The 25,472-nt window shown below is 30.3% G+C and carries 15 protein-coding genes; 14 read left to right on the top strand and 1 reads right to left on the bottom strand.

What is annotated here, in order from left to right; translation table 4 throughout:
• Positions 1-13 precede the first annotated feature (13 nt).
• From upp to K4L35_RS00515, 4 genes are read left to right on the top strand one after another with little or no spacing between them, the layout of a single operon-like run.
• Positions 14-640, top strand: a complete 627-nt coding sequence (gene upp / locus K4L35_RS00530) for a uracil phosphoribosyltransferase (protein WP_221617639.1) — start codon at positions 14-16, stop codon at positions 638-640.
• Positions 640-1,176, top strand: coding sequence for a hypoxanthine phosphoribosyltransferase (gene hpt / locus K4L35_RS00525; RefSeq protein WP_221617638.1), 537 nt, complete (start codon positions 640-642; stop codon positions 1,174-1,176). Before upp ends, hpt begins: the two co-directional genes overlap by 1 nt.
• Complete coding sequence (locus K4L35_RS00520) at positions 1,176-2,963, top strand: ABC transporter ATP-binding protein (RefSeq protein ID WP_221617637.1); 1,788 nt, start codon at positions 1,176-1,178, stop codon at positions 2,961-2,963. The genes hpt and K4L35_RS00520 overlap by 1 nt, the downstream gene beginning before the upstream one ends.
• A 7-nt stretch (positions 2,964-2,970) precedes the next feature.
• Positions 2,971-4,809 (top strand): ABC transporter ATP-binding protein, encoded by a 1,839-nt coding sequence (locus K4L35_RS00515; protein ID WP_221617636.1) that lies wholly within the window; start codon positions 2,971-2,973, stop codon positions 4,807-4,809.
• Between the two features lie 58 nt (positions 4,810-4,867).
• On the opposite strand, the gene K4L35_RS00510 is transcribed toward K4L35_RS00515, so the two are convergent.
• Positions 4,868-6,574 (bottom strand): hypothetical protein, encoded by a 1,707-nt coding sequence (locus K4L35_RS00510; RefSeq protein WP_221617635.1) that lies wholly within the window; start codon positions 6,572-6,574, stop codon positions 4,868-4,870.
• A 28-nt stretch (positions 6,575-6,602) separates the two neighbouring features.
• Here K4L35_RS00510 and K4L35_RS00505 point away from each other — a divergent pair, with 28 nt between their 5' ends.
• From K4L35_RS00505 to K4L35_RS00460, 10 genes are all read left to right on the top strand, one after another.
• The gene (locus tag K4L35_RS00505; RefSeq protein WP_221617634.1) at positions 6,603-7,274 is read left to right on the top strand and encodes a hypothetical protein; all 672 of its coding nucleotides are present in this window, start codon (positions 6,603-6,605) and stop codon (positions 7,272-7,274) included.
• Between the two features lie 168 nt (positions 7,275-7,442).
• A complete protein-coding gene (locus K4L35_RS00500) occupies positions 7,443-7,727 on the top strand; it encodes a hypothetical protein (protein WP_221617633.1) in 285 nt (94 codons plus the stop codon).
• A gap of 146 nt (positions 7,728-7,873) precedes the next feature.
• Positions 7,874-10,492, top strand: coding sequence for a PTS transporter subunit IIABC (locus K4L35_RS00495; protein WP_221617632.1), 2,619 nt, complete (start codon positions 7,874-7,876; stop codon positions 10,490-10,492).
• Positions 10,493-10,576: 84 nt separating this feature from the next.
• Positions 10,577-10,720 carry a hypothetical protein gene (locus K4L35_RS00490; protein ID WP_221617631.1) on the top strand — a complete coding sequence of 48 codons (144 nt, stop codon included), beginning with the start codon at positions 10,577-10,579 and terminating at the stop codon, positions 10,718-10,720.
• A gap of 9 nt (positions 10,721-10,729) precedes the next feature.
• Positions 10,730-11,551, top strand: a complete 822-nt coding sequence (locus tag K4L35_RS00485) for an SMEK domain-containing protein (protein ID WP_221617630.1) — start codon at positions 10,730-10,732, stop codon at positions 11,549-11,551.
• Complete coding sequence (locus K4L35_RS00480; protein ID WP_221617629.1) at positions 11,536-11,769, top strand: ABC-three component system middle component 6; 234 nt, start codon at positions 11,536-11,538, stop codon at positions 11,767-11,769. The genes K4L35_RS00485 and K4L35_RS00480 overlap by 16 nt, the downstream gene beginning before the upstream one ends.
• Positions 11,760-13,466 (top strand): DUF2326 domain-containing protein, encoded by a 1,707-nt coding sequence (locus K4L35_RS03480; RefSeq protein WP_255558982.1) that lies wholly within the window; start codon positions 11,760-11,762, stop codon positions 13,464-13,466. Before K4L35_RS00480 ends, K4L35_RS03480 begins: the two co-directional genes overlap by 10 nt.
• 256 nt (positions 13,467-13,722) lie before the next feature.
• Positions 13,723-16,449 (top strand): transglutaminase-like domain-containing protein, encoded by a 2,727-nt coding sequence (locus tag K4L35_RS00470; protein WP_221617628.1) that lies wholly within the window; start codon positions 13,723-13,725, stop codon positions 16,447-16,449.
• Between the two features lie 17 nt (positions 16,450-16,466).
• A complete protein-coding gene (locus K4L35_RS00465) occupies positions 16,467-17,447 on the top strand; it encodes a hypothetical protein (RefSeq protein ID WP_221617627.1) in 981 nt (326 codons plus the stop codon).
• Complete coding sequence (locus K4L35_RS00460) at positions 17,372-25,342, top strand: GA module-containing protein (protein ID WP_221617626.1); 7,971 nt, start codon at positions 17,372-17,374, stop codon at positions 25,340-25,342. The genes K4L35_RS00465 and K4L35_RS00460 overlap by 76 nt, the downstream gene beginning before the upstream one ends.
• The last annotated feature ends 130 nt before the right edge of the window (positions 25,343-25,472 follow it).

Below are 25,472 nucleotides of genomic sequence, written 5' to 3'. Positions count from 1 at the left end.
AAAAAGGACGAAAATGTTAAAAATAATTAATCATCCATTAATTGAAATAAAACTAACAAACATGCGTGATAAAAGTGCAGATCACTCTGTTTTTAGAAGAAATTTAAGCGAAATTGGATCGCTAATGATTTATGAAATCTTAAGAAATTATCAGACTAAAGAAAAAGTGATAACAACACCTCTAAACATTGAATACAAAGGAAAAACGTTTGATAAAGAAGTTGTTTTTGTGCCTATATTAAGAGCAGGTTTAGGAATGTTAGACGGTCTTTTAAACTTAGTATCAGAAGCACGTGTTGGACATGTTGGAATCTATCGTGATGAAAAAACACATAAAGCAGTTGAATATTTCTACAAAATGCCTGAAGTACCTTTAGATAGTGAATTAATTGTGGTCGACCCGATGTTAGCTTCTGGAGCAAGTGCAATTGAAGCAATTAAAATGTTACAAAAAAGAGGCTTTAAAAATATCAAATTATGTTGTTTAGTAGGTGTAAAAGAAGGTGTTCGAGCTGTTGAACAAGAGTTTGGAAATGACTTTGAAATTTTCTTAGCTTCATTAGATGAAAAACTGAATGATAAAAAGTATATTGAGCCTGGTCTTGGAGATGCAGGAGATAGGATTTTTGGTACTAAATAATGCATAAAGATATTGAAAAAATTCTTTTCACGCAAGAATTTATTGAAGAAAAAATTAAAAACTGTGCTCATTGAATTAACCAAAACTACTGTAAATCAGACGATTTAATACTTGTTGGTCTTTTAAAAGGTTCAATTCCTTTCCTTGCACAATTAATTAAATCTGTTGAAGTCGATCACTCTTTAGATTTTATGACTGTAAGCTCCTATCATGGTGGGATTAAATCGACTGGAAAAGTAAAGATTATTATGGATTTGGCTCAAACAATCGAAGGAAAAGATGTGATTATTGTCGAAGATATAATCGATTCAGGTATCACACTTCAAGAAGTTATTAAAATTCTTTCAATTAGAAACCCAAAATCATTAAGAATCTTAACTTTAATGGATAAACCAAGTAAAAGAATTGTTGACTTAAAACCTGATTACGCAGGATTTGAAGTCCCTGATGCCTTTCTAGTTGGTTTTGGATTGGACTATAAAGAGAAACTGCGTAATTTACCATATATTGGGATTTATAAACAAAGAGGAGAATAATGTTATTAAAGACACTAAGATTATTGCCTAGAAAAGTCAAAATCATTTCATGATTAAGTATTTTCTTAGTAACTATTGATGTAATTATAACGTTAGTTTTACCTCTATTTTTTAGTCGTTTTATAGTCCTGATGTCTGAAAGAGATAAACCAATCACAAGTGTTGAAGTTTGAGGTCACAAATTTTGAGAAGGACCAAGAGATTATGTTTTTAATAGCTTAGTAACTTTCGTTGTTTTAATGATTGTTTTCAAAATTTTAATTAATGCCATTCAAATTTACACTACTTCATGAGCTAGCGAAAAAAGCTGTGAGCATATAAGAAGTATTTTGTTTGCTAAGATTCAAAAAATGAGTTTAAAAAATATTTCAAAATTTGGTTCGGCTTCATTAATTACACGTGTTTCAAGTGATATTAGTGCTTTTTGAGAGTTTTGATTAAATGTTACAGGTTCTCTAATTCGTGGTGGTTTACTTGTTATTTTTAGTGTGATTTTCTCATTGATTACAGACTTAACACTATCAATGAGTTTGCTATTCGTAATACCAATTATGATTCTGACTATCTTTTATGTTACAAAAAGAACACGTCCATTGATGGTTAGAAACAGACAGACAATCGATGCTCTAACTCATGATGTTAACGAAAATATTACAGGTGCAAAAATTATTAAAATTTACAACCTGCAAGAGCAAAGGCAAGATCGTTACAATGATTTAACTCAAAATTGAGTTAAAAGACAAATTACAACTAATGCTGTAGTTTCGATTGGTGAACCAGTTTTCTTTGTACTTATCAACATTGTTATCGTCGTTATTTATATTCTAGGAGGATTTTCAATTGTTTCAAACAATGTCGATCCTAAATTCCTTGGAAACATCATGATTTTCATTGAATATACATTTAACGTTACACTTGGTGTAGTACTTTTAAGTGAGGTGTTGATTGCAACGTTTAGAGCTAAAGTTTCAACAACAAGAATTAACGCTGTGCTCGATATGCACGTAGAACACTTGTTCACAGGTAAAAATGAACAAATTACTTCAAAAAACAATGGTTTAGATCTCGAATTTAGAGATGTTTCATTTAAATATCACAGCAAAGCAAAAGAGAATGCAATAGAAAATATATCTTTTGCTCTCAAGGCTGGTGAAGTGCTTGGAATTATCGGACCTACTGGTTCAGGTAAGTCGACGATTGCAAACTTGATGCTAAATAACTACAAATATCTACAAGGATCGATTAAAATCGACCAAAAAGAAATAAGAGATATTGATCAAAAAGACTTTTATAAAAATGTCGGTATCGTTTATCAAGAAGCACTTTTATACAAAGGAACGATTGAATCAAACATTAAATTTGCAAATCCTGAAATCACTCATGAAGAAATGCAAAAAGCTTTCAAAAATTCATGTGCTTGGGATTTCATTAATGTTTTTGAAGATAAAGAAAAACATGAAGTTGAACAACGTGGTAAAAACCTTTCAGGTGGTCAAAAACAACGTTTATCAATTGCTCGTTCACTTGCAATTAATCCAAAAGTTTTGGTGCTCGATGATTCAACCTCAGCTCTTGACAACATAACGACTAAGCGTGTTTTAAACAACATTAAAGAAAAATACCAATGTACAACAGTTATCATTTCACAAAAAGTTGGAGCAATCAAAAATGCCGATAAAATTTTGGTTCTTGAAAACGGAAAAGTAACTGGATTAGGAACACACGAAGAATTGATTCAAAGCAATGACTGATACAAACAAATTAATTTAAACCAATTAGAACAATAGGAGCGATATGAAAAAAACAGTTAAATCAAAAAACTTTTCATTTTCAGAATCAATTTTTGTTCTTAAGAGTTTCTTATTAAAGCAAAAACTCCAAATGAATTTAGGTATTACTTTTGCTTTTTTTAACGCATTAACTTATGTTATAGGCAGTTTCTACATTGGATATATTTTTAGAACTTATTTTTCAGCTTTTGCTGATGGCAAAGCTTCTTATGAATCTTTTAATTCGACACAGTTTGCAATTGACTTGACAATTCTTGCCGTTATGTTTATTTCATATGGAATTTTTAAATACCTACAATCATATTGTTTTATAAAGGCTTCATTTAGATCATCAGGTCAAATGAGTCGTGCCTTGATGGATAAACTTTTTAAAGCCAATGTCACTTATTATGACAAAAACCAAGCTGGTGATATCATTTCAACACTTGTTAATGACGTAACTAACGTTTCAACAACGATGTATGCATTTTTAAACTCAATTTTTGCCAACTTGTTTAATGTTCTGCTTTCGACTGTAACATTGTTTTTAGCATCAATAAAACTTTCGTTAATTTTTGTTCCTGTTACTTTAGTGATGATGATGCTTTCTTATTTTGCACTCAAAAGAGCCCAACCCTTATTTATTGCAGTTCGTGAAGGTTTTGGTGAAATGAATGGCTTTCTTGAAGAGGCGATCGCAAACACTCGAATTACAAATGCCTTTAATCAAACTAAACAAATGCAAAACAAATTCGACAACATTGTTGACGGCATAAGACATAATTCTTTTAAAGGCGATTTATATTCGCGTAGTGTTGATCCTTGATTCATGGTCGTTATTTACACAGCTCAAGTGATGATCACGGTAATTGTAACTTACTTCTTTTTTAACAATGTAACGTTATGAGGAGTTTCAGGTTTTGGAGCGGACTCAAATGACCATGCAGATTCTGGCTTTATTATCACTTATACAGCTTTATGTTGAAACTATCTAGGACCATTTAATGCTCTGCTTAGATTAAATTTCAGCTTTCAAAACGGAGTTGCTTCAATTGTTCGTGTTTCAAAAATTCTGAAAATTGAAACTGAAAAAACAACGAATGAAAAAGTGCATCTTGAAAACCTAGAAGGGCATATCGAATTCAAAAATGTTTACTTTAAATACAACAAAGAAAGTTTAGAATACCAACTTAAAAACGCCAGTTTTGAAGCAAAACCAGGAGAGCAGATTGCAATTGTTGGACCTACAGGAGCAGGTAAAACAACAATCATTAGCTTGCTAAGTAAGTTTTATGAATACGACAAAGGTCAAATTCTAGTTGATGGCATCGAACTTAAAAATATTGATAAACAGAACTTCAGAGCACTAACTTCTGTTGTTTTACAAGATTCATTCTTATTTAAAGACACAATCAGAAATAATCTGAAACTTTACAATACTAATATTAGCGATCAGCAAGTTGAAGATGCAGCCAAACTTACAAATGCACACCACTTCATTATGGCTCTTGAAAATGGCTATGAAACAGTGATAGATGAAACATTTGTACTTTCTCAAGGGCAAAAACAAATTCTCTCGATCACGCGTGCAATTTTATCTAATCAAAAGTTATTAATTCTTGACGAAGCAACTTCAAACGTGGATTCAAACACCGAACAAGTCATTCAAAAAGCTTTAATGGAATTAATGAAAAACAAAACAACGTTTGTTATTGCTCACCGTTTAAGTACAATTAAAAACGCAGATAAAATTATTGTTGTAAACAACGGTTTTATCGTGGAAATTGGAAATCATAATGAACTAATATCTAAAAAAGGTTTCTATTATGATTTATACAATGCCAGCTTAAACAGTAATAAATAAGATCATTAAAAACGCTAAATGTTTATAAACATCTAGCGTTTTTAATTTATCTAACTTGCTAAGATATTGGCTTAGTTATATGAATATCGTTAAATGATTCAGTATAACCATTTGCTTGTATTTTTACGTTTAAGACTATATCGAAGGTGTTTTCAACTCTTGACACTCTTGAAATAGAAATTTCTCTTATAAAGGTATTTGGATTTGTGATCAATAATCCTTGATTTCATAAGTCGAGGTTTTCGGTATTCTCTGGTACTTCAAAACTTACGTTGTTTTGGATGTAAGTTTTCAGAGACTCTTGCCTATACTCGTCTAATTTTTCGCTGAAGTTTTCTTTTGTTACTATCTTTCTTTGATCTTGTTCGAAAAGGACTATAAAATCTTTCGGAGTATTAACACCATTAAATATTGCTTTTGCTGCTGATGTTAATGGATCAGTCAGAGCTCATTTATCAAAATACAATCCATTCTCTTCGGTTGCATGATCACTTGTTAGTTCTTCTGAAGGTATTTGTGTTTCTAATACCGAAGCAATGCTGCCTATTGGTAATGTAAAATCTTCATTTAAGCCTGTTTTATAGTTAAAAAATGAAAATTTATTATGACTTGATATCTTACTCGTGATTCGATTGCTTGTCACATTGTGACCAGGATGACCTTTGTAATAGATGTTATATTGCTCACTATACTCTTTTACTAAAGTGGCAAAAAAATCAAAGTCATCGTTTAGCGCAGTTCCTAAGACAATCATACTTGGGCGATTATTAAGCTTTTTATCTGCGTTAACTTTATCTCTTTCGAGTTCTCAATTCAATGAAGTTATTTTTGATCAATAAGTACTTATTCGCTTTTTGTTTTTATCTCTTGTAGTAAAAATCAAATCTTTTATTGTTTTAGAAGTTTCTGTTTTAAAAAACGGAAATATGTTCTTTAACCCTGTTCGCTTCAACAGGTCAACATAATGATTTTCCGAGAAGAAAATCCTATAACGATCGATATTATATTTTTGGAGCAAATCAGATGGAAGAATATATTGGGTAGCACGATTATAAAACTTTTGATCTTTGTTGCTTCAAGTGTTTGTCGTTGGATCGTATAGGCTTGCTTTTTCTTTATTAAGTCAGAATTCTAATAAATGATAGGCGATTACATTTGAGTCTTCTATACCATTGATAATAACATTCGGATGTGAAAGTAATTTAATTACTCTGGCGTCATCTTTAATCGAATCAGAATTAATTCAAATTTGAATCTTTTTATTTGGATTTGATATTACTTTTCTTTCAATAAAGTCAAAAAAGTCAACTTTTTGTTTGTTTAAATCAATCGCTTGTGATTTTTGATACTGTGATTCATTCTCTTGTTCGCTTTTTGATAAATTGTTAGACTTTTTGTTTTTTAAAAAGTCATTTAATTCTTCAAGATTGATCTTAGATTGTTGATGAATCTCAGAAGAATAAAGAAACTGAACTTCAGTTTTAGCCAATAACGATAAACGTAATAAATTATAGAAAGTTTGCACACCTCACTTCGTGTAATAAATATTAATATCAGCTTTATCTTGAATCTCTTCGATATTTTCGAGTTCTAAATCACCAGCATCTGCTTGATCTTTGCTGAACGTATTATCTTTTAATTTCAAAATCCTTTTATCATAAGTTTGTTTTAAACCACCTTCTCTAAATACTAAATAACTTACGAGAGAGATAGATCCTACACTAAGAAGACTAAGTAACATCGTGTTTCGTCAAAATTTATGCATAGTTTAAATTTTATATAAAATAGTTATTATGGCAAACAAAGTTATCACTTATCAAAAAGAGCTGTCTTTCAAAATCTCTACTGTGTGTTCTATACTATCATTTTTCTTTTTATCATTATTTATAGGTATAAAAGTTTCACAACCTTTATTCTTGAATTTGCAACTGCAAACAATCATGGTTGAAAAACCAGTAGTTTTAATTGCGTTGTCATATATAAGTCTTGGTTTATTTATCTTATTTAAGACCCTAGAAGCTTACATAGGTTTTGCTATTTTAAGGAAAAAATGGGAATTAAAAATCATGGATATCATGATTAAACTTCTGATTCCTTTTGGTCTATATATAAAAGACTACAATGATTTCAAAAAATCTCAACCAAAATCAAAAGTCGAACTTGAAAAATGTTTGGCTAAGTCGTTTTTAAATCATTACTTTTTGATTTTTACATTTTTACTGCTTTTTATATTTATATCTTTATTTGCAATTTTGTTATCAATTGCATTTGATACATTGTCAAGTCCTATAAACGGAATAAAAGTATTAATAGTAATGCTAGTAATTTTTGGTTATTGTATTTCTTGAAGCTTATACTTTTTAGCCAAAACCAATAATGAACTTAAAGAACTTTTAAGCAAGAAACAAAATTTTTATTTTAGATTTTTAAATAAACAAAACAGAAAGTTATTTTTATCTGTTTAATTGGTTTATAAAGTGATGAAACTCACTATTAGTTTTTTTTATTTTGGTATTACCTTGATAAAAACAGGATTAATATGGATATATTTCCGTATTATCAATACTTTTGCTTATAAAATGTGGTATTTTTTATCATATAATACGATTAACCAAAAAACCAAGGAGAAAATAATGACTATCCCATTTTTAATAACATTTACAGTGCTTTTTGGACTTCTTTCTATTGTGCTATTTTCGTTTTACCCTATATCAATTAGGAAGATTCGTGAATTTAAGAAGCTTCAATTTGAGGAATATAAAAAGAATAACCCAAGAACAAAATTCACAAGATATGAACAAACTGGACTATTTTTACCATCTTGAGAAAGAGCTAAATACAATTCTCCTTTAATATTTGGACTAGCAAGTTTAATCATCGCTGTCTCTCTATTCGTAGCCCTTATAGCAGCTTTATAGAATGAAATGTGGAAACATTTGCAGAGTTTTTCTCGCAAATGTTTTTTTTATGAAAAACAGCAATTTTCATGTTTTAAAATTGACTTGTTATATTCATTACTTCTTCGGTTGACTATAACAATATAAATTATGAAAGGTTAATTTCAATGAAAACATTAGGTTTAGGAAAATCTCGTCTTTTTGCAAAAAAAGACAAGAAACTAGACAATAGTGGTTCAGGTAAAATGCGTAAGATTTTATCAAAAATCTCAGGTGCATTTATGCTTCCAATTTCAGTTATGGCTATCTCTGGGCTATGACTAGGAGTTGGTGCTGCTATTGCTAATAATGCTGCAGATGGATCAGGTCTTGAAACGTTTGGTAAATTTATCCAAATGTTAGGTGATCCTGTTTTCTCTGCATTACCATTATTATTTGCTGCAGCTTTCGTTATCGCTTTCACTGACGAAGCTGGTGTTGCTGTTTTTGCTGCAATTATTGGATACTTGGTTTTCACAGCTGTGCAATCACCATTTATTACTCCAGTAAGAGACTTTGCGAAATTAAGTGACACACCTGGAACTGAATTGTTCTACTATAATGGTGCGTTACCAGAAAATTCAAAAGATTATGTAAATGAAAACTTTACATCATTTAAGGTATCAGGACTTGCAGATGGTCCAGTTATCTTATTTAAAAAGAACATTAAAGAAGTTCTTGAAAACGGCGTAAAAGTCGAAAAAGTCGAATGAGAAAGAGTTATTACTTTAAATCAAAAAGATGAAATTTCAAGATTATTAAATCTTCAAGTTACAGGTTACAACGTTCTGTTCTCAGGATTAGGACGTGATGCAGAAGTACTTAAAAGTACTGTTGGATCTACATTAGGATTCACATCATTGCAAACATCAGTATTTGGTGGTTTAACAGTAGGTCTTATTGTTCAATACTTATACAACAGATACCACACAATTCAACTTCCAGGAATGTTCTCATTCTTCGGAGGTAAAAGATTCGTTGCTATCGTTACAGTTCCTGCGATGGCTGTTCTAGCATTCGTATTCTTATTATTATGACCATGAGTTGGTGTTGGTCTTAGTGCGTTCGGTAACGTTCTAGGTAAAGTTCCTTTAGGAATCGAATCATTTATTTTCGGATTCATGGAAAGATCATTGGTTCCGTTTGGACTACACCACGCTTTCTACTCACCATTATGATACTCAAATGCTGGTGGTGATTTAAACTCAGCTTTACAAACTTGAACTACAAATAAAGAAGTTGTAGTATCTAACTTTGATGCAAACTTAATGCGTTTAATCAAAGAAGTTGCTGAAGAGCCATCAAAATTTGTTGGTGACTCAACAATGTCAAACTCATTATTAAAATTCCCAGATACAGTTTCATTCACAAAAACTGTTAATGGTGTTTCAGAAAAAGTTACACTTCCTTTATTTACTTTCGTTGCTCAAGAACTAGGAGTTAAAGTAGGAAGATTTATGGATGGTAAGTTTTCATTCATGATCTTTGGACTACCTGCTGCAGCTGCAGCTATGGTTATGGCAGCTCCAAAAGAAAATAGAAAAGTTGCTCTTTCAGCTGTTGTTCCATCAGCTGTTACATCATTAGTTACAGGGGTTACAGAACCAATCGAATTTACATTCTTATTCTTAGCTCCTTACTTATTCTGAGGATTTCACGCATTCTTCTGTGCTGTTTCATTTATGGCAGCAAACATTGCTGGAGTTCACGTACCTATGTCATTCTCAGGAGGGCTATTAGACTTAACAATCTATGGAGCTGTTAACGTCGCAAAAGGTACAAACTTCTATTGATCATTACTAATCGGATTAGTATACGTTCCAGTTTACTTCTTTGGATTCTGATTCTTTATCAAGAAATTCAACTTAGAAACACCAGGACGTGGTTCAAACACAAAATTATTTAACAAAAAAGATTTCTTAGCTAAAAAAGATGGATCAGAAGAAGTTGATCCTAGAGCACTAGCCGTTGTTCAAGCTTATGGTGGTCTAAGTAACATTACTGCTTTTAACAACTGTGCTTCAAGACTAAGATATGATGTTGTTGATTCAGCACTTGTTGATGAAGCAGCTTTAAAAGCTGCAGGTGCAACAGCAATCAAAATTGAAGGTAAAAAACACGTTCAAGCGATCTTTGGTCCAGCTGCTGAACAACTAAACACAAAAATTAAAGCTTCACGTGAAGCTATTGCAGCATGAGAAGCAAAAGGTAATAAACTTGAAGCTCCTGTTCAAGAAGAACAAGTTGCTTCACAAGAGTCATCAGATGTGCTATCTAACCCAGTTGTTGTTAGTGCAGTAACAGATGGAAAACTATTAAGTATTGAAAGTATTCAAGACGGTGTTTTCTCTGAAAAAATGATGGGTGAAGGGTTCGCAATGGACTTTTCAGAAAATGCTAAAACAGGAATGGTTTACGCTCCTGTTTCAGGAAAATTAACTGTTTTATTTGATTCAAAACACGCATACGGAATTGAAACTTCAGAAGGTGTTCAAGTACTAGTTCACATTGGTATTGACACTGTTACATTAAACGGTAAAGGGTTCAAAACAGAACTTAAAGTAGGTGACGAAGTTAAAGCTGGTGATTTACTTGCTCAAGTTGATCTTGCTGTTTTAAAAGAACACAACTTAAAATCTTCTCCAATTGTTGTTGTTCTAAGTGAAAGCACACACAAAGATGTTACTTTTGTAAAAGAAGCAGATCAAGAACTTTCTGTTAAAGAATCAGTTCTAGAAGTTAGATAACATAAAAACACCTTAGGGTGTTTTTTTCATGCAAGGAATGTGGAAACTTTGACTTGCGAAATCGTGATAAACTATAATTTTTATATGCTTTATAAAAATCATATCGACAATATTAAAAATAAGTTTTCAATATCACAGAATTTCATTTCAATAAACAATAAATCGGGCTCAGATTTTTATGTTTCATTTTTTGAAAATCTTTATAAGGAAACTTTAAATCTAGTGTAAAAGTGAGAATTGGTCAACGCTAACTCTTATTCAAAAAACAATCCAGGATTTGATTTAATTGATCATAAAAATAAGATTATTTGTCAAATCACAACAAATACATCAAACGTAAAGAATAAAATAAAAAGAACGATAGAAAAGTGTGACTTAGAATCGTTAAAGGGATACAATCTTATCGTTGTTTTTTGTTCATCTAAAGACATTAATAACGATTACATAAAACAAAGCACGAATTTCATAAACGAGAATATCGAAATCCTTACTGTTCCAAGACTGGTACAAAGAATTATTGGTTTAGGTTCGAGAATTGTTGAAAAAATTTCAAACACATTAGATTATTATTTCCCAGATGTACAAAAAAATGTATTTAAAAAATCTGAACTTATGGAGGTTATAGAGTACCTTTATACTGTAAATATAAAGCAAAATAATGAAATTATTGATACAAAGTTTGTTGATTTCAAAGAAAAGATAAAAGTTAATGATCTAATAGAACTTGAAGATTACTTAATTGATATTTTTCCTTATTGCTCTTTTGTTAGAGAGCTTTACTCAGAAAAAAGTAAAGAAGGCATTCCTTTTCCGGAATTTGTTACTCAAAGTATTAGTAGTATTTATTACAAAATCAAAGTTTCAGATAATAAAAAGCCCGAACAAATTTATTTTGAACTGGTTGAAAAAGTTTATGAAAGTAAAAACCTTAAAACATTAAATGGCAAAATTAGCGAAGACTCGATTAAATTTTATTTGCAAATAATAATTTTAGAAGTTTTTCAAAGATGTAAAATATTCAAAAAAGTGAAAGCGAGGAATAGATGCTTCTGCCAATAAACATTAATCCTAAAGATTCTATTTTTTACGTTTCTACTTTGATTTTACAGCACATAGTGGAAAACAATGTTTCCGAGCAAAATTGATTAGATCTTTATTCAGACATTAATAAAAAGGAAAAAATAACTCCAAGAATGTTTGTTTTTGGACTTGATTGACTTTATTTGATAAACGAAATCAATATTGATAAAAAAGGAAGGATTTACAGATGTTTATAAATAAACTAACTCTTCTTTCTAATCAAAAAGTTTTAAGAGAAATTAAGTTTAAGAAAGGTTTAAACTTAATAGTTGACAAGACCGATTCTTCCGTTGAAACTAATTCAGGAAATAATGTGGGTAAAACCACCACCCTCAGATTGATTGATATTGCTCTTGGAGCTAAAGTTTCTATTCTTTATCAGTCTCCCGAAAATAATAATTCCGAAAACAATGATGTTTTAGAGTTTCTTAAAAATAATGAAGTTCTTTTAATTGTTGAGTTTTGTGATTCGCTTGATGAGAAACATGTTTTTAAAAGTTTAGTTGTTTCTCGTGAGCTCAAGCCAAAAAAAGGTAAAAACATAATTAACGGCACCATTTTTTCTGAAAATGATTACAGAATAGAACTTAAAAAACTTTTATTTCAAAATAAAGGTGATAGCGAAAACAGCCTTACTATTAGACAAATAGTCTCACAAAATGTACGAATTACAGATAGATCGATTAATAACGTAATTAAGACCTTAGTTGATTCTACAAGCGATTTTTTGTACGAAAAACTTGTTTATTATAAATTGGGATTAAAACTTCTAGATAATACGAACAAAGCCGTTTTAAATAAAAGTATAAAAAATTCAAATCTCGAAATCAAAAGAACAAAAAATGGCACTAAGCTTTTAGAAATTAAGCAAGTATTAAAAAATAATGATCTACAAATTGAAAGAATGGAAAAATTCATAGAATCTCTTATGAATGTCGAAAATGTTAATGAGATTCTTGATGAAGTATATAAATTAGATAATAAAATCGAGTCTAATAAAGTCAGAATTTATGAATGTAATACAAAAATAAAGTTAATTAATGATTCAATAAAATCGTTTCATGAAAGAGAATATACAAAGGATAGCTTTACTCTTGATAGTGTTTATAAAACAACTTCAAGTTTTGTAAAGAATATCAACAAAAGTTTTGATGATCTAGTATGTTTTCATAATAAAATGATAAAAGATCAAATAACCATTCTTAAAGAACAACTTCCTGAGTTGATTGATACTAAGGACATTTTGCTTAAAGATCTCGAAAATTTGCAGACACAGAGACAAGAGTTACACAAGAAGTATAAACACATCGATAACCCTAAACAGTTTGAAAAGGCAATCCAGGAAATAAAATTACTTTATCTTTTCAAGGGAGAATGAACTCAGAAACTTAAGCAAATAAATGAAATTGAGCAAGAAGTATCTGCTCAAAAATTTGAACTGAACGAGATTTTTGAAAAACAGAAAAGCAAAGAAAGTTTGGCAGAACTTGATTTAAGACTAGAAGTTTTAAATGACTATTTTTCTAAAGCATCAAGAGCACTTTATGGTGAAAACTTTTATTTAGTTTATAACATAAACGAAAAGAACAAGAAAATTGATTTTTATACATCAAATACGACTTCAAGCAGTGGTAAAAAGCAAGGAGAAATAATTTGTTTTGATCTTGCCTACATCTTATATTGCAAAAACATGAAACTAAAAACTCTTAATTTTTTAGTTAATGACAAAAAAGAATTAATGGACAATAATCAGCTATTACTTTTAAATGATTATTTATCTAACAAAGACATTCAAGTCGTTTTATCAATTCTAGAAAGTAAAATTCCACAAAAATTAAAAAACGATAACACTGTTCTTGAACTTTCTCAAAACTCTAAATTATTTAAAGTTTAGAAAACTTCTAAACAATTAAATAAATTTTTATTTTTGATAAAAAAATTTACTTTTCAAGCTAGGTTATTTAACTACCTAATAAAAAATACAAAAAACGGCAGTTTTTGCCGTTTTTTTTGTTGAAATCACATCTTGATTACAAGACCCGATATTAATCGAATATTGCCGTTTTTTGAATAAATCTTTAAAATATATAACATACTATTACCAAGAATAAATTTATTTGACTTAATCGATAAAAAGTAAAGGAGGTAATATGAGAACTAAAAAACTACCGTTTTTAATTGCATCATCAATAGGTACGCTTGGTTTTGTGAGTTTTCTTTTATCATGTTCTTCACAAGAAATCAAGAAAGAGAATACTAAAAATGATAATTTCAAAACGCCACAAAACGATCAGCCTGAAATAGCTAAAGAGCCAGAAATCGTTGAAGATCAAAAAAATTCCGAAACAGAAGCTGCTCAACAAAGAAACTCGCTTGAAATCTTTGAGGACCTTGAGAATATAGCTCTTTCCGATCAGTTTTTTAATCTATTATTGGAAAATGAAGATTTAAGTGTTCAACAAGTGATTCAAGTTTTTAATGTAAAACTGGATTCAAATCATATTTCTGATGCATTAAAAAGCAAGATAAGCCAAGAGAAAAATCATAACTTTCTTTTTAATGCCTTTAAGAACAACTTTGAATCAGATTTAGCTTTATTAAGTAGCAAGTCTCAGATTCAAATTCAAATCAGCAAACTTTTAAGCTCAAAAGTTATTGCAAGCAAAATTCCTTGATTAAAAGAACTGCTTCAAATCAAAGCGAATTGAAACGCAAGCAAAAAAGATTCATCATTTGTTTTGAGTTTAAACGATTTTCCTGAAGCTTCAATAAACTACCAAAGAACAGGAATATCTCATACAGAGATTAATGGAACTAATTTAATAACTTCTTTAATAAAAGATTTAAAAGATGTTATTTCTATTTATAAAATAGTAAGAAAAGCAGTTCTAGAAGATTTAGCTTTTGAAGATAAAAATCAACAGGAAGCATTTTTAAACTGAAAGCAATCAGTTGAAAACTTAAGTTTTAAAGAAGCTCTAACTAGTTTTAATTATTTAGAATTGACAAGTTGATTAGAACGCAAGAAATATGAATCAACACTTTCTTCTGAAATCGAAAGTCCAGCCTTTGAAATTTATAGCAAACCTGATTTAGCAGAATATAAAAAGGATTTTCTTTCAAAAGCAATTGAAGCTAAAAAAGCAGGAATAACTTTTAATGCAAATAACCCAGTAAAACAGTATTTTTTAGACCATTTGATCAAAATGTATGAGTTTTACAAAACTGATGATCATTTATATTTACAAGCAGAACAAAGACTTAAGTTTTTAATCGATAAGTACCAAAACAACTACAACGAAGTTGTTTTGGTTCAATGAGGAATCGATGATAATGATCAATGAAGTCTTTATCCGACAAAATATTTATCTTCAAAATATATGACTTTAAGAATGACAGACGAATTAATAGCTTCATTTTTGAAGAATTACGATCATGATAAAAAATACATTTACAAAGGCGAACCAATTCAACTAATTTCAGAAGAAAATATTGAAGCTCTTAATTTATTAACTAAGTTCAAAAGCCCTGAAGCACAGAAGTTTATTAAAGATTCATATAACTTTACAACATCAACTTGATCTTATTTAAGTAATGTTCGTAATCAAAATGACTATCGAGAATATCTTCAAAAAAGTCTTAATGAAGAGCTTTTAGTTGAAGATAAAGACTTTAATGATATTCAGACATTTAGCGAAAGATATCCAGAATATGCGAGCAAATACTTTTTTAATTACACTGGCGAAATCGATCCAAACGTGGAATATCACTATGAAACAGTTGAAAAAGAGTTTACAAAATCTAAAAAACCAGTTTATACAAATGTAATTTACAAAAATGTTGATTACGATAAGTATGCTTTAGCTTTTAGTGCATTCCCACAAGAAGGAAATGGAATTCTTGTTGATCGAACAGATTACGATTCATTTTTTGCAAATCTCTACTTTGACAAACCAAACTATTTCGTTGATAAACTACTTCGTCCTGATTGAGAAGTTCAAATCAACCCAATAAAAATTAATGATGCAAGTTCAAAAGTAATCACTTCCTTTAATCAATATACTTACCAAAATGGCAGAAGTGTCAAATTAAAAGATCGAATAGTGATCAAAGAACATAATTTAAGTCAACCAACAAGTTTAGATTTAAGTAATTATTATGTTCAAAATTCTCAATATCCAATTCCTTTATATTTAAATTGAATTGCAAAATGAAAAGAAATATTGCCGAAAATAATTAACCCACAGTGAACTGAAAAACAAAAGATCGAAGCTGTTTCGTATTACATTTTAAATAACACCACTTACTTATCTGGCTTAAACACAGATGGAAATCTCTATAACTTTAATTCAGAAGGAAACGGATTTTACTCACCTTTTGCAATTTTTGGAAAAGACAAACAATTGCAGTGTGTTGGGTATAGCTCAAATCTTTCTTTAGCTTTAACATTATTGAATATACCAGTCAGAATTGTTGGAGGAGAGCTGCTGCAAGATGGCTTTGCTACCACGCAAGCTGGAGGTCACGCTTGAAATGAAGTATATTTAGATGGTAGATGAAAAATAGTGGATTTAACAAATTTAGATAACCAGGATCATATTGAAGAAATTGATCTTTTACAAGAAGAACTAACCCAAGAAGAATTAGCTGATTATATTTTAAATAAAGAAGCAAATATGGATCAGTTAATCCAAGAAAGAAACGATAGAAATGATTTAAGACCTGATATATCAAACTATATGGATATTATTTTTAAATATAAAAATCCAAGTCCATACGAGTATAAAGGCATTTCGGAATACTTTACTAAAAACCAATCACAACAACCTTCATGAAATGAATGAATCAAAATAAGAAAGGTAGTTGACGGAGTTTAAAACGTTAACCTTAAATTATGAAAAAAACCAAAAATAAGATTTTATTAGTATCAAGCGCTGGTCTACTCAGTGCATTTCCTGCACTAACACTTCTTTCAGCAGGTGAAGCACAAAATACTCAATCAAATGAAATTTGAGAAAATGTTGGAAATGATGCAGATGCTGAAATTCAATATATAACAGGATATCAAAGTGATGTTATTGATATTTCAACAGAAATGACATACGGATCAGATCGTATTTCTGATACACATAAAGATTATGCGAATAAAAGCGACCAAACACAGATAATTAAAAGTATTAAAAAGACTGCTGACATCCAATACGTTTCAACAGAAAATGGCTTAATTACTTGAAAGGCAATTTTTAATTCAGCTTTACCCAATGCAAATGATAGAAATGGTGGATACTTAAGAAATGACCCTGATCTATCAAGATTTGCAATATATTTATCAGACGATTTAGAATTTGTTCCAGGATCTCTTTCATATGTAACATCTGATTGATTGGAAAGCGTAAGAAAAACTGGTCAATTGGACATTGATTTTAAAACAAACACAACTATAGACCCCAAAAAAGCACCAACTTTTAGTAAGGCCACACCTGTTGTCAAAAATAAAAGTGGTGACATTCCTGTTAAAGAGTATATATTTGCTTCTGCGAAAAATATAAACGCATCAAATGTTGTTAGTTTTAATCAGAATGTTACAAATCCTAGAAAAACATATAGTGAATACGTAGGAAATCAAAGTTCTTTAACCGACTCTTTCGCAAGAGAAGATAAATTATTCTCAATTTTAAATGTGCAAAGATTTCTTAACAGAAATATGATTATCTATGATGATGGTATTAATTACACACGTAACAATTCGTATGTACGTAATTATAATTCATCTTCTCAAACCTTTCCAAATACGACAGGATGAGATTTTGATGTTGAAGATTTTGAGCAACATCAAACATTCCATTCTTACCAAAATTCCAAAAAAACTTTTTAATACCTTTAAGTACATCTGTGGAAACAAGATTTTTATCTTATGATGAAGCTAAAGAATTTGGTTTAGGTTACACCTGAGATGATCAATGATTGTTTGCAAATTCTAATACAGAAAAAACATCAACTGCTGAAAAAATTTCATCAAACAATAAGTCAAGTTTTACATTTTTAAGAAATAATGGTGTAAATAGTAGTTTATATGATTCCAGAGTTGATCAATCTGCCATAGGTAATGTTCTGATTATGAAGATTTTTCAAAACGAAAGAAGCAACACTTCTGGTCAATCACAAAAAGTAGAATTTACTTTCAAAACAAAAATCAATTACGATTCACCTTATTTACAATTAACTCAAGACCAGGTTAACTCAGGAAGAAAAAAATCAATTGTAGGAGTGTCGGCTCTAGGTTCTTTTCTTCAAGCAGGTAGCCCTGATTATGACTACGTTTTTACAAGAACATTAATGAAGACTTATGACAAAAGACCGATTGTTAATTTTGATGTTTCTGTAAATCACACAATCAAAAAAGACAAATACGTTGATTCATCAACCCCTCTTTTCCAAATTCAACCAGCAAATGAACGCATTACATCTCTAGAAGATGCAAAATTTGGTATTAAACTAGTTTCTAAAGAAGTAGGTGCGCCTGATTCGACTTTTGAAAGTTTAAGTGCAGAAATTGATCAAAAACTTTTTGAAAATCTTAATAAAGCTACAGAATCTGAAATAGCTTTAAACTCAAGATTCTTTGTAACTAAAGTTTCTGATGAAGAAATTGAAAAATTCAGCAAAAATAGAGAGTGAAGATTGCAGTTGAGAGGTAGAAACCTTCTATCAAATACACTTGAAGATTCAAGAAAAATAATTAGCTATAATGTTACTCCTGTAATCGATCAAGTTAATAAAACAATTACTTTTAGAATTAACTGAACAATTAAAGCTTCAAAAGAAGTTATTTGATCACACTTAAATAGAGAATTTAATGCTCTTGAAGCTAGAGTGGAAGCAAAAACTGGTTTAAATGACTATGCAAAAATTAGATATATGCAAATAGTTAAGGCGTATAGAGAAGGATTAAGACAAAGAACTTTAGGTACAAACAATACACCTGTAGATATTACTTCTGAAAATCTTGAAGAATTCATTCAAAAAGTCAAAAATTTAGATCTTGAAACAACAAATGATTCAAATCAAACATCAGATACAATTTTAGGTTCAGCAACTAAAGCTCTTTCACAAGCTGAAAATATTAAAGCTGATGCTTTAAATGAGCTTGATGTTTTAAGACAACTGAAAGACCAAGAAATAGCAGCTTATGCAAGATATACTTCAAATCCTTCACCACAAAGCATTGTTGAAACAAATGCCCTTATTAAAGATATTCAATCAAAAATCGAAGCTGCAAGAAATAACTTGAATAAACGTATTCAAGAAATTCAAAACATTGTTACACAACAAGGTCTCAGTGATTCCGACAAACGTGAATATGACTTATTTTTAACCAACTTTCAAGAGTTTCTTGGTTCTAATTCATATGCAGGTAAAGATAAAGCAATTCAAATTTCAGATAAATCAGAAAATCAATTGAAAAATTACTTAGTAGGTTCTGCTAACCAAAATAAAATAACATTAGAAGGTGAAAAACAAGGTGTTGAGGATTTAAATAACACTGTAAGCAACCACCAAAGAGTATTAATATCAAAAGCAAAAGAATACGTTGATAACTTAACAAATCAAATCAGTTCTGATGCTTCTTTATCTCAAGAAGTTAAGGATGCTTTAATAAAAGAGTTGCAAGGAAGTTCAAGTTCTACGGATTATCTAGAAAAAGTAACTAGATATGAAGCAGTTTTAGCTAAATTGAACAAGTTGAAAGAAAGAGCTAAAAAAGTTCAAGATATAGTTCAAAAATACGCAGACCACTATAAAACAGTTTTATACAAAAATGACAAAAGTGGTAATAAGGAATTACTAGACGGAACAAATGGTCAAGAAGGGTTAATGAAGGAACTTGCAAACCTGGCTCCTTATGGCGATTCAAACAACAAATTAGACAATACAAAATATCTTTTAAATCAAAAAGGTTCTGAAATGTCTGATACAGATTTTGAATCTTTAATTAGCAACATTGATAAATCGATTAATGGGTTGAACGGTAAACCAATTGACAGAAATGAAGCACTAAATGCAATTAGATTTTCAGAATTAAGCGAAGCTAAAAAACAAGAGTTGATCAATAAGGTTAATGAATCTGAATCACAAGATGCAGTAGATGCAATAAAAAATCTTGATTTACCAAAAGAAATTGCTAAAGAATTTGTTTTAAAAGAAGCTGAAATAAAAGTAGGTAAAGAATATATTTTTGCAGATCAAAACCTAAAAGCTACCTTTGATGCAAAAATGCAAGAGTTAAAAAATGTTCTTGCAAAAGAAAATGCAACAGGTCAAGAGATCGAAAGTACCTATAATGCAGCTAAAAATGCAAAAGATGCTTTAAATGGTATTGTAAAACTGAACGAAGTTAAACAAAAAATTGCAAACGCAAACGAAACACTCTTATCTCAAGATTCAAAAAGTGCTCTTACACAAAATGTGGACCAAACAATTCAAAATAGAACAGAACTTGATAAACTAAATCAAGCTCTAGATCAATACTTAGAGAAAAACGAACAAGAAAAAGCTAATGCACAGAGTTATGACGCAGCTCATTCTCAAACGATTTATACAAACGAAACTGATTCTTCGGTTAAACAAACTTATGACACCAACAAACAAAATGTTGCAAATCAATTTGCTAACGCTAACACTCCTGCTTTATCAAATGCTGACGATTTAATAAATAAATTAAGTCAAATTCAAAATGCAGTCGCAGATTATAAAGAAGCTTACGAAACTCTTGACGGAAATAGAAAGAAATTAATTTCTGATATCCAATCTTTTGAGAATTTAACTCCTGAGCAAAAACAGGCACTAGAAACAGAAGTTAATTCTTTACAAAAAACAGCTCCTGCATCTGAATTACAGGTGATTAAGGAGAAAGCGTTTGAACAAGCAAAAGCAAATATTAAAACAAAGGTAAATGAATTGCAAAATCTAAGTTCACAGGAAAAATCAGATTTTGCAAGAGCTATTGATAACACTAAATCTCGTGATGATGGTGCTTACGATGCAAACTTAGGTATCGTTCTTGATAATGCGAAATTACAAGATGCCAAAAATAAAGCTAAAGCAGATATTGAGGCTCTTGAACATTTAACTCCATCGCAAAAACAAACTTTTAAAGATAACATTGACAAAAAGTTAAGTGCTGCTAATATTGAACAAGAATTGATTTTGGCAAACGAAATCAATGATTTAAATAAAAAAGCAAAAGATTTATTTAATTCTTATTCCAAAGATCAACCTAAGTACAAATTTGCTTCAAATAAAGAACAAGCTGATGCATTAGAAAATGATTTAAGGAATTACTTAAATGATAGTAACCAACTAACAAAAGAACAACTTATTCAAAAACTAAATAATTACCAAGAACAAATTGATGCATTAAATGGTCAAGAAGTTTTAGATAATGCAAAAGCTGATATTCAATCACTTAATGATGCTCAAAAACTAAGCGATCAGCAAACGCAAGATTTCCAAAATAAACTTGATAATGCTCAAAATGCTCAAAAATTAAATGAAGTAAAAGATCAAGCTCAAAAGTTAACAGATCTAAAATCAAAACTTCAACAAGCAATTGCTAACGCTGAAGAAGCTAAAGACTCACTTAAATATACAGGTGAAACACAAGCAGTAAAAGAAGGTTTTGAACAAGATTTAATTAACGCTAAAGAAGCTCTTTCTAAATTAGAAAATCTAGACGTAAATGACCAAAGCGTCTTAAATGCAGCGCTAGAAGATTCTGAACGAAAAGCAGAATTACTTGATTTTACTAGAGAAAATCTAAATGGTATTTACGAAGACGCAAAAAATAAACTTGAAAACAAGTTTGATCTATTGACAGATTATGAAAAAGCTAAATTGAAAAACGATTTAGATTTAATTGGTAGAAACATTACAGAAGAACAAGCGAACAAAATTTTAGATGCTGCGTTCAATGAATCAAAAAATAATGCAATTGATAACCTAGAGAAAATGGATAACATTTCTGAAGCCCAAAAGAAAGAAATAGCCTTAAAAGTTAAAGAAGCCACAAAAACAGATGGAAATGAAGGAGCAATCGACGAAAATCTTAAAAAATTAGTTGACCAAGCAAGATCAGCAGACCATGTACTAGCTGATGCAAAAAACACTGTTGAAAATCTGCCTAATTTAAACGATGCTCAAAAAGCTACTTTAGATGCAAAACTTTCTCAAACAAATTCAGAGGATGCTCAAAGTGTTATAGATCAAGCTCAAGCTCTTGATGATACAATGAAAGATCTAAAAGATTACTTAAACAATTTACCTGTAGGATTGAAAGAAGAGCCACAAACAGATGTTTCATTTACTCAAGCTGATGCTGATAAACAAAATGAGTTCTTAGATCAGTCGTCAAAAGTTAAAAAAGCGATTGATCCTCAAAAAGGTGCTTCCTTGACCAAAGAAGAAGCAAATGAGCTTTTAAATGATTTTAAAGCAGCTAAAGATGCTCTAAATGGAAATGAAAAATTAAATAATCAAAAAGATTCTGCAAAAGAAGTTTTAAACGATGCAGACAACATACCTCAACCTAAAAAAGATGAGTTCAAAAAGCAAATCGAAAACGCAATTTCGGAAGAGGAAGTTAATAATACTAAAAAAGATATTAACAACTTTGAAGCTAAAATGAAAGAGTTGAATGACATCGTTGCTAAGTATGATGAAGTCAGAAAACAAATTGATTACACTGGTGCTGAAAGACCAAAGAGAACTTCATATGACGATGCAATTGATGCAGCGAGAGAGTTTTTAACTAACCCAAATGCAAATATGACAGAGTCTGAAGTGGATATGCATTTAAAGGCCATAACTGATGCATTTAATGCTCTTGATGGCGAAGAAACTGTTAAACAAAAGGTTAAAGAGATCACTGCATACATAAACTCACTAGAACACTTAAACCAAAACCAAAAAGAAGCTTTAATTCGTGAGACTACTTTAAATACAGACTACGATAGATTTGAGCCAATTAAAAACAAAGCTACAGCAGTTGATAAAATTATGGAACAAATCAAAAAAGAGTTTGATAAACATACTGAAGGTGACAATCCTACAGTAAATAATCAAAACTATTTATTAGCTTCTTCTGACAAGAAGAACGCCTACGATGAAGCTCTAAGAAATGCTGATTTAGTACTAGACACAGGTCGTTTAGGTAATAATGAACAAAACCTTGACGCTTTAAACAAAGTTCTTGAAGAATTAAAAGGAACAAGGGCAGCTCTTGATGGTACACAAGTTCTACAAGAAGCTAAAGATACTGCTAAACAATCAATTTCAAATCTTTCTAATTTAACTCAAAGTCAGAAAGATGAAGCGATAAGAGCACTTGAAGAAGCTCAAACTCCACAAGATGCCCAAAATGCCACGGATAATGCTAAGAAAGCTGATCAGTCTACAAAAGAATTAAAAGAAACTCTATCAAATAATGATCTTGAAAAATTACAAGATACTGTTGATTATCAAAATGCAGATCAATCAAGAAAAGACGATCTGAAAAATGCTATCGAAAATGCAAATGAGCTTATAAACAAGGCTAATTCAGGTGAAGCTATCAACCCTGCCTTAATCGAAGACGCTAAAAATAAAGTTAATGATGCTCGTGATGCACTGAATGGTATTATCAATGTTGATAAAAATCAAAGAGATGCAATTAAACAAATCGAAACTCTTCCTTACCTAACACCTCAACAAAAGCAAGATTTTAATGATCAAATTAGAAACTTAACAAACGCAAAACAAATGGAAGATATTATCGAGAACGCTAAAGAGCTAAACGATAAGATGAAAGATCTCCAAGAAGCTCTTGAAAAAGCAAATCAAACTAAGAATTCGGTTGATTACAAAAATGCTTCCGATTCTTCTCAAGAGAGCTTTGATAACGCAATAGATAAAGTTTCAGAAACACTTTCAAACCAAGATCAAAGAAATAATCCTGATAAAATTCAAGAATTAATTGACAACTTAAATCAAGATTTAAATAAACTTGATGGTGATGAAAGACTAGAAGCTAAGAAACAAGATGCTCGAGACTTAATTAACAACAAAGAAAATCTAAACGATAATCAAAAACAGGCTTTACTTGACAAAGTTGATGAACTAACTTCAAACGATGCAGTTCAGGAAATAGAAGATAATGCAAATATTCTTGATGAGAAAATGGGTGAGTTGAAAGATTTAGTTAAAACTAATCCAATTAATGACGAGAATAAAAGCTCAAAAATTGATTACAACGAAGCAGATCAAGATAAGAAAAATAACTTTGATCAGGCTTCAAATGACGCTAAAGATCAAGTTTCGGACAACGCTAATTTAGATCCACAAAATGTTGAAGATTTAATTAATAGATTAAAAGAATCAACAAAAGAACTGAATGGTGAAGAAAAACGTGAAGATACAATTAAGAAGTTACAAGAATTAACAGACAATAAGGATCAAGTCGAAAAAACTCATGATTACCAAAACAGTAGTGATGAAGAAAAACAGACTTACAATGATGCAGTAGATAAAGCAAGAGAATTGTTAGACAACAGAGATTCAACACCTTTAAAAGATCTGGAAAAAGCCTTAAATGATTTAAAAGAAGCTAAAAAAGTTGTTAATCCAACACTTGAAGATGCATTAAATGAAATCGACAATAAGGCAAACTTGAGCGATAAAGAAAAAGAAATTCTCAAAGAACGAGCTAAAAACCAGGCTCCTTCAAATGATCTACGCGAAGTCATTGCAAAAGCGAAAGAAGTTGATGAGGAAAAACAAGAATCAATCGACAAAGTAGATGCTTTAGATAATCTTGACCCAATTCAAAAAGATCATTTTAAAAACCAAATTAAAAACTCAGATTTACTTCCTGAAAACAACAATCAAGCACAAGATGATCAAAACCTTGACACCGATCCAGTAAGCCAAAACGATGAAATTGCAAAAGCATTTAATAAAGCTCAAGAAGCGAACGAAAAGATCAAAGAAATTGAAAAAGCAATTAATGATCTTGTAAGAGATGATCAAAATGCAGACACTCAAGATAGACAAACAATTAAAGATAGAACAAATAATTTAATTAAAGATCTATCTGATGAAAACTTACCTAACGTTGAAAAATTAGCAAAAATTGTTGAAAAAGTCAACGCAAATGACAAGGTTAAAGAATTACTTGACAAATACCTTAATTCTGAATATGGAACAAAAGAAAGTCAAGATCTGAAGAAAGAGCTTGAAGCTGAAATTGCAAGAGCGAAAGTAACTGATTCAAATAGAGTTGACAATGCTACAGAGTCCGAACAACTAATTATAGATAAGTTGCACCAAGAACTAGAAAAGAATATTAAGAAAGCAGAAATAACAGACCAAATTATCGATACTATTAAAAATGCAGATGGTGAAAGTTTTAAACAAATAATAGATCAATATAACCGAAATGATGATTCAAAAGAGCTTGAGAACTTCGCAAACAAAGCTCAAGAAGGTAAATTATTCGACTTAATTAATAAAATCAACAAGAATGAACCTTTAACAAAAGCTGAAAAAGCAATCCTAACAGAAATTGTCAAGGATGAAAAGTTACCTAATATCGTCAAGACAGTGATTAAGGATATGGCAAAAGACTTAGTTGACTTCGAAATTGACGTTATTACACCACACATTATTGCAACTGTTATTGCTTCAATTTTAGCTCTTTTATCTGGTTTAGGATTATACTTTACAAAGAGAAAATAACTCAAAAAGAACACACTTAATGTGTGTTTTTTTACGCTGTTTTACAGGCATATAAGAAAATTCCACAATTGTGAAAATATTACTTAAATAGATCGTAATAAAGCCTATATTACAACTGTTTATTTACTAA

Origin of the sequence: Mycoplasma sp. Ms02, assembly GCF_019720735.1 — a bacterium.
Taxonomy (GTDB): domain Bacteria; phylum Bacillota_I; class Bacilli_A; order Mycoplasmatales; family Metamycoplasmataceae; genus Mycoplasmopsis.
The sequence above is the reverse complement of the archived record's forward strand: the minus strand, read 5'-3'. Positions and strand labels throughout refer to the sequence as shown.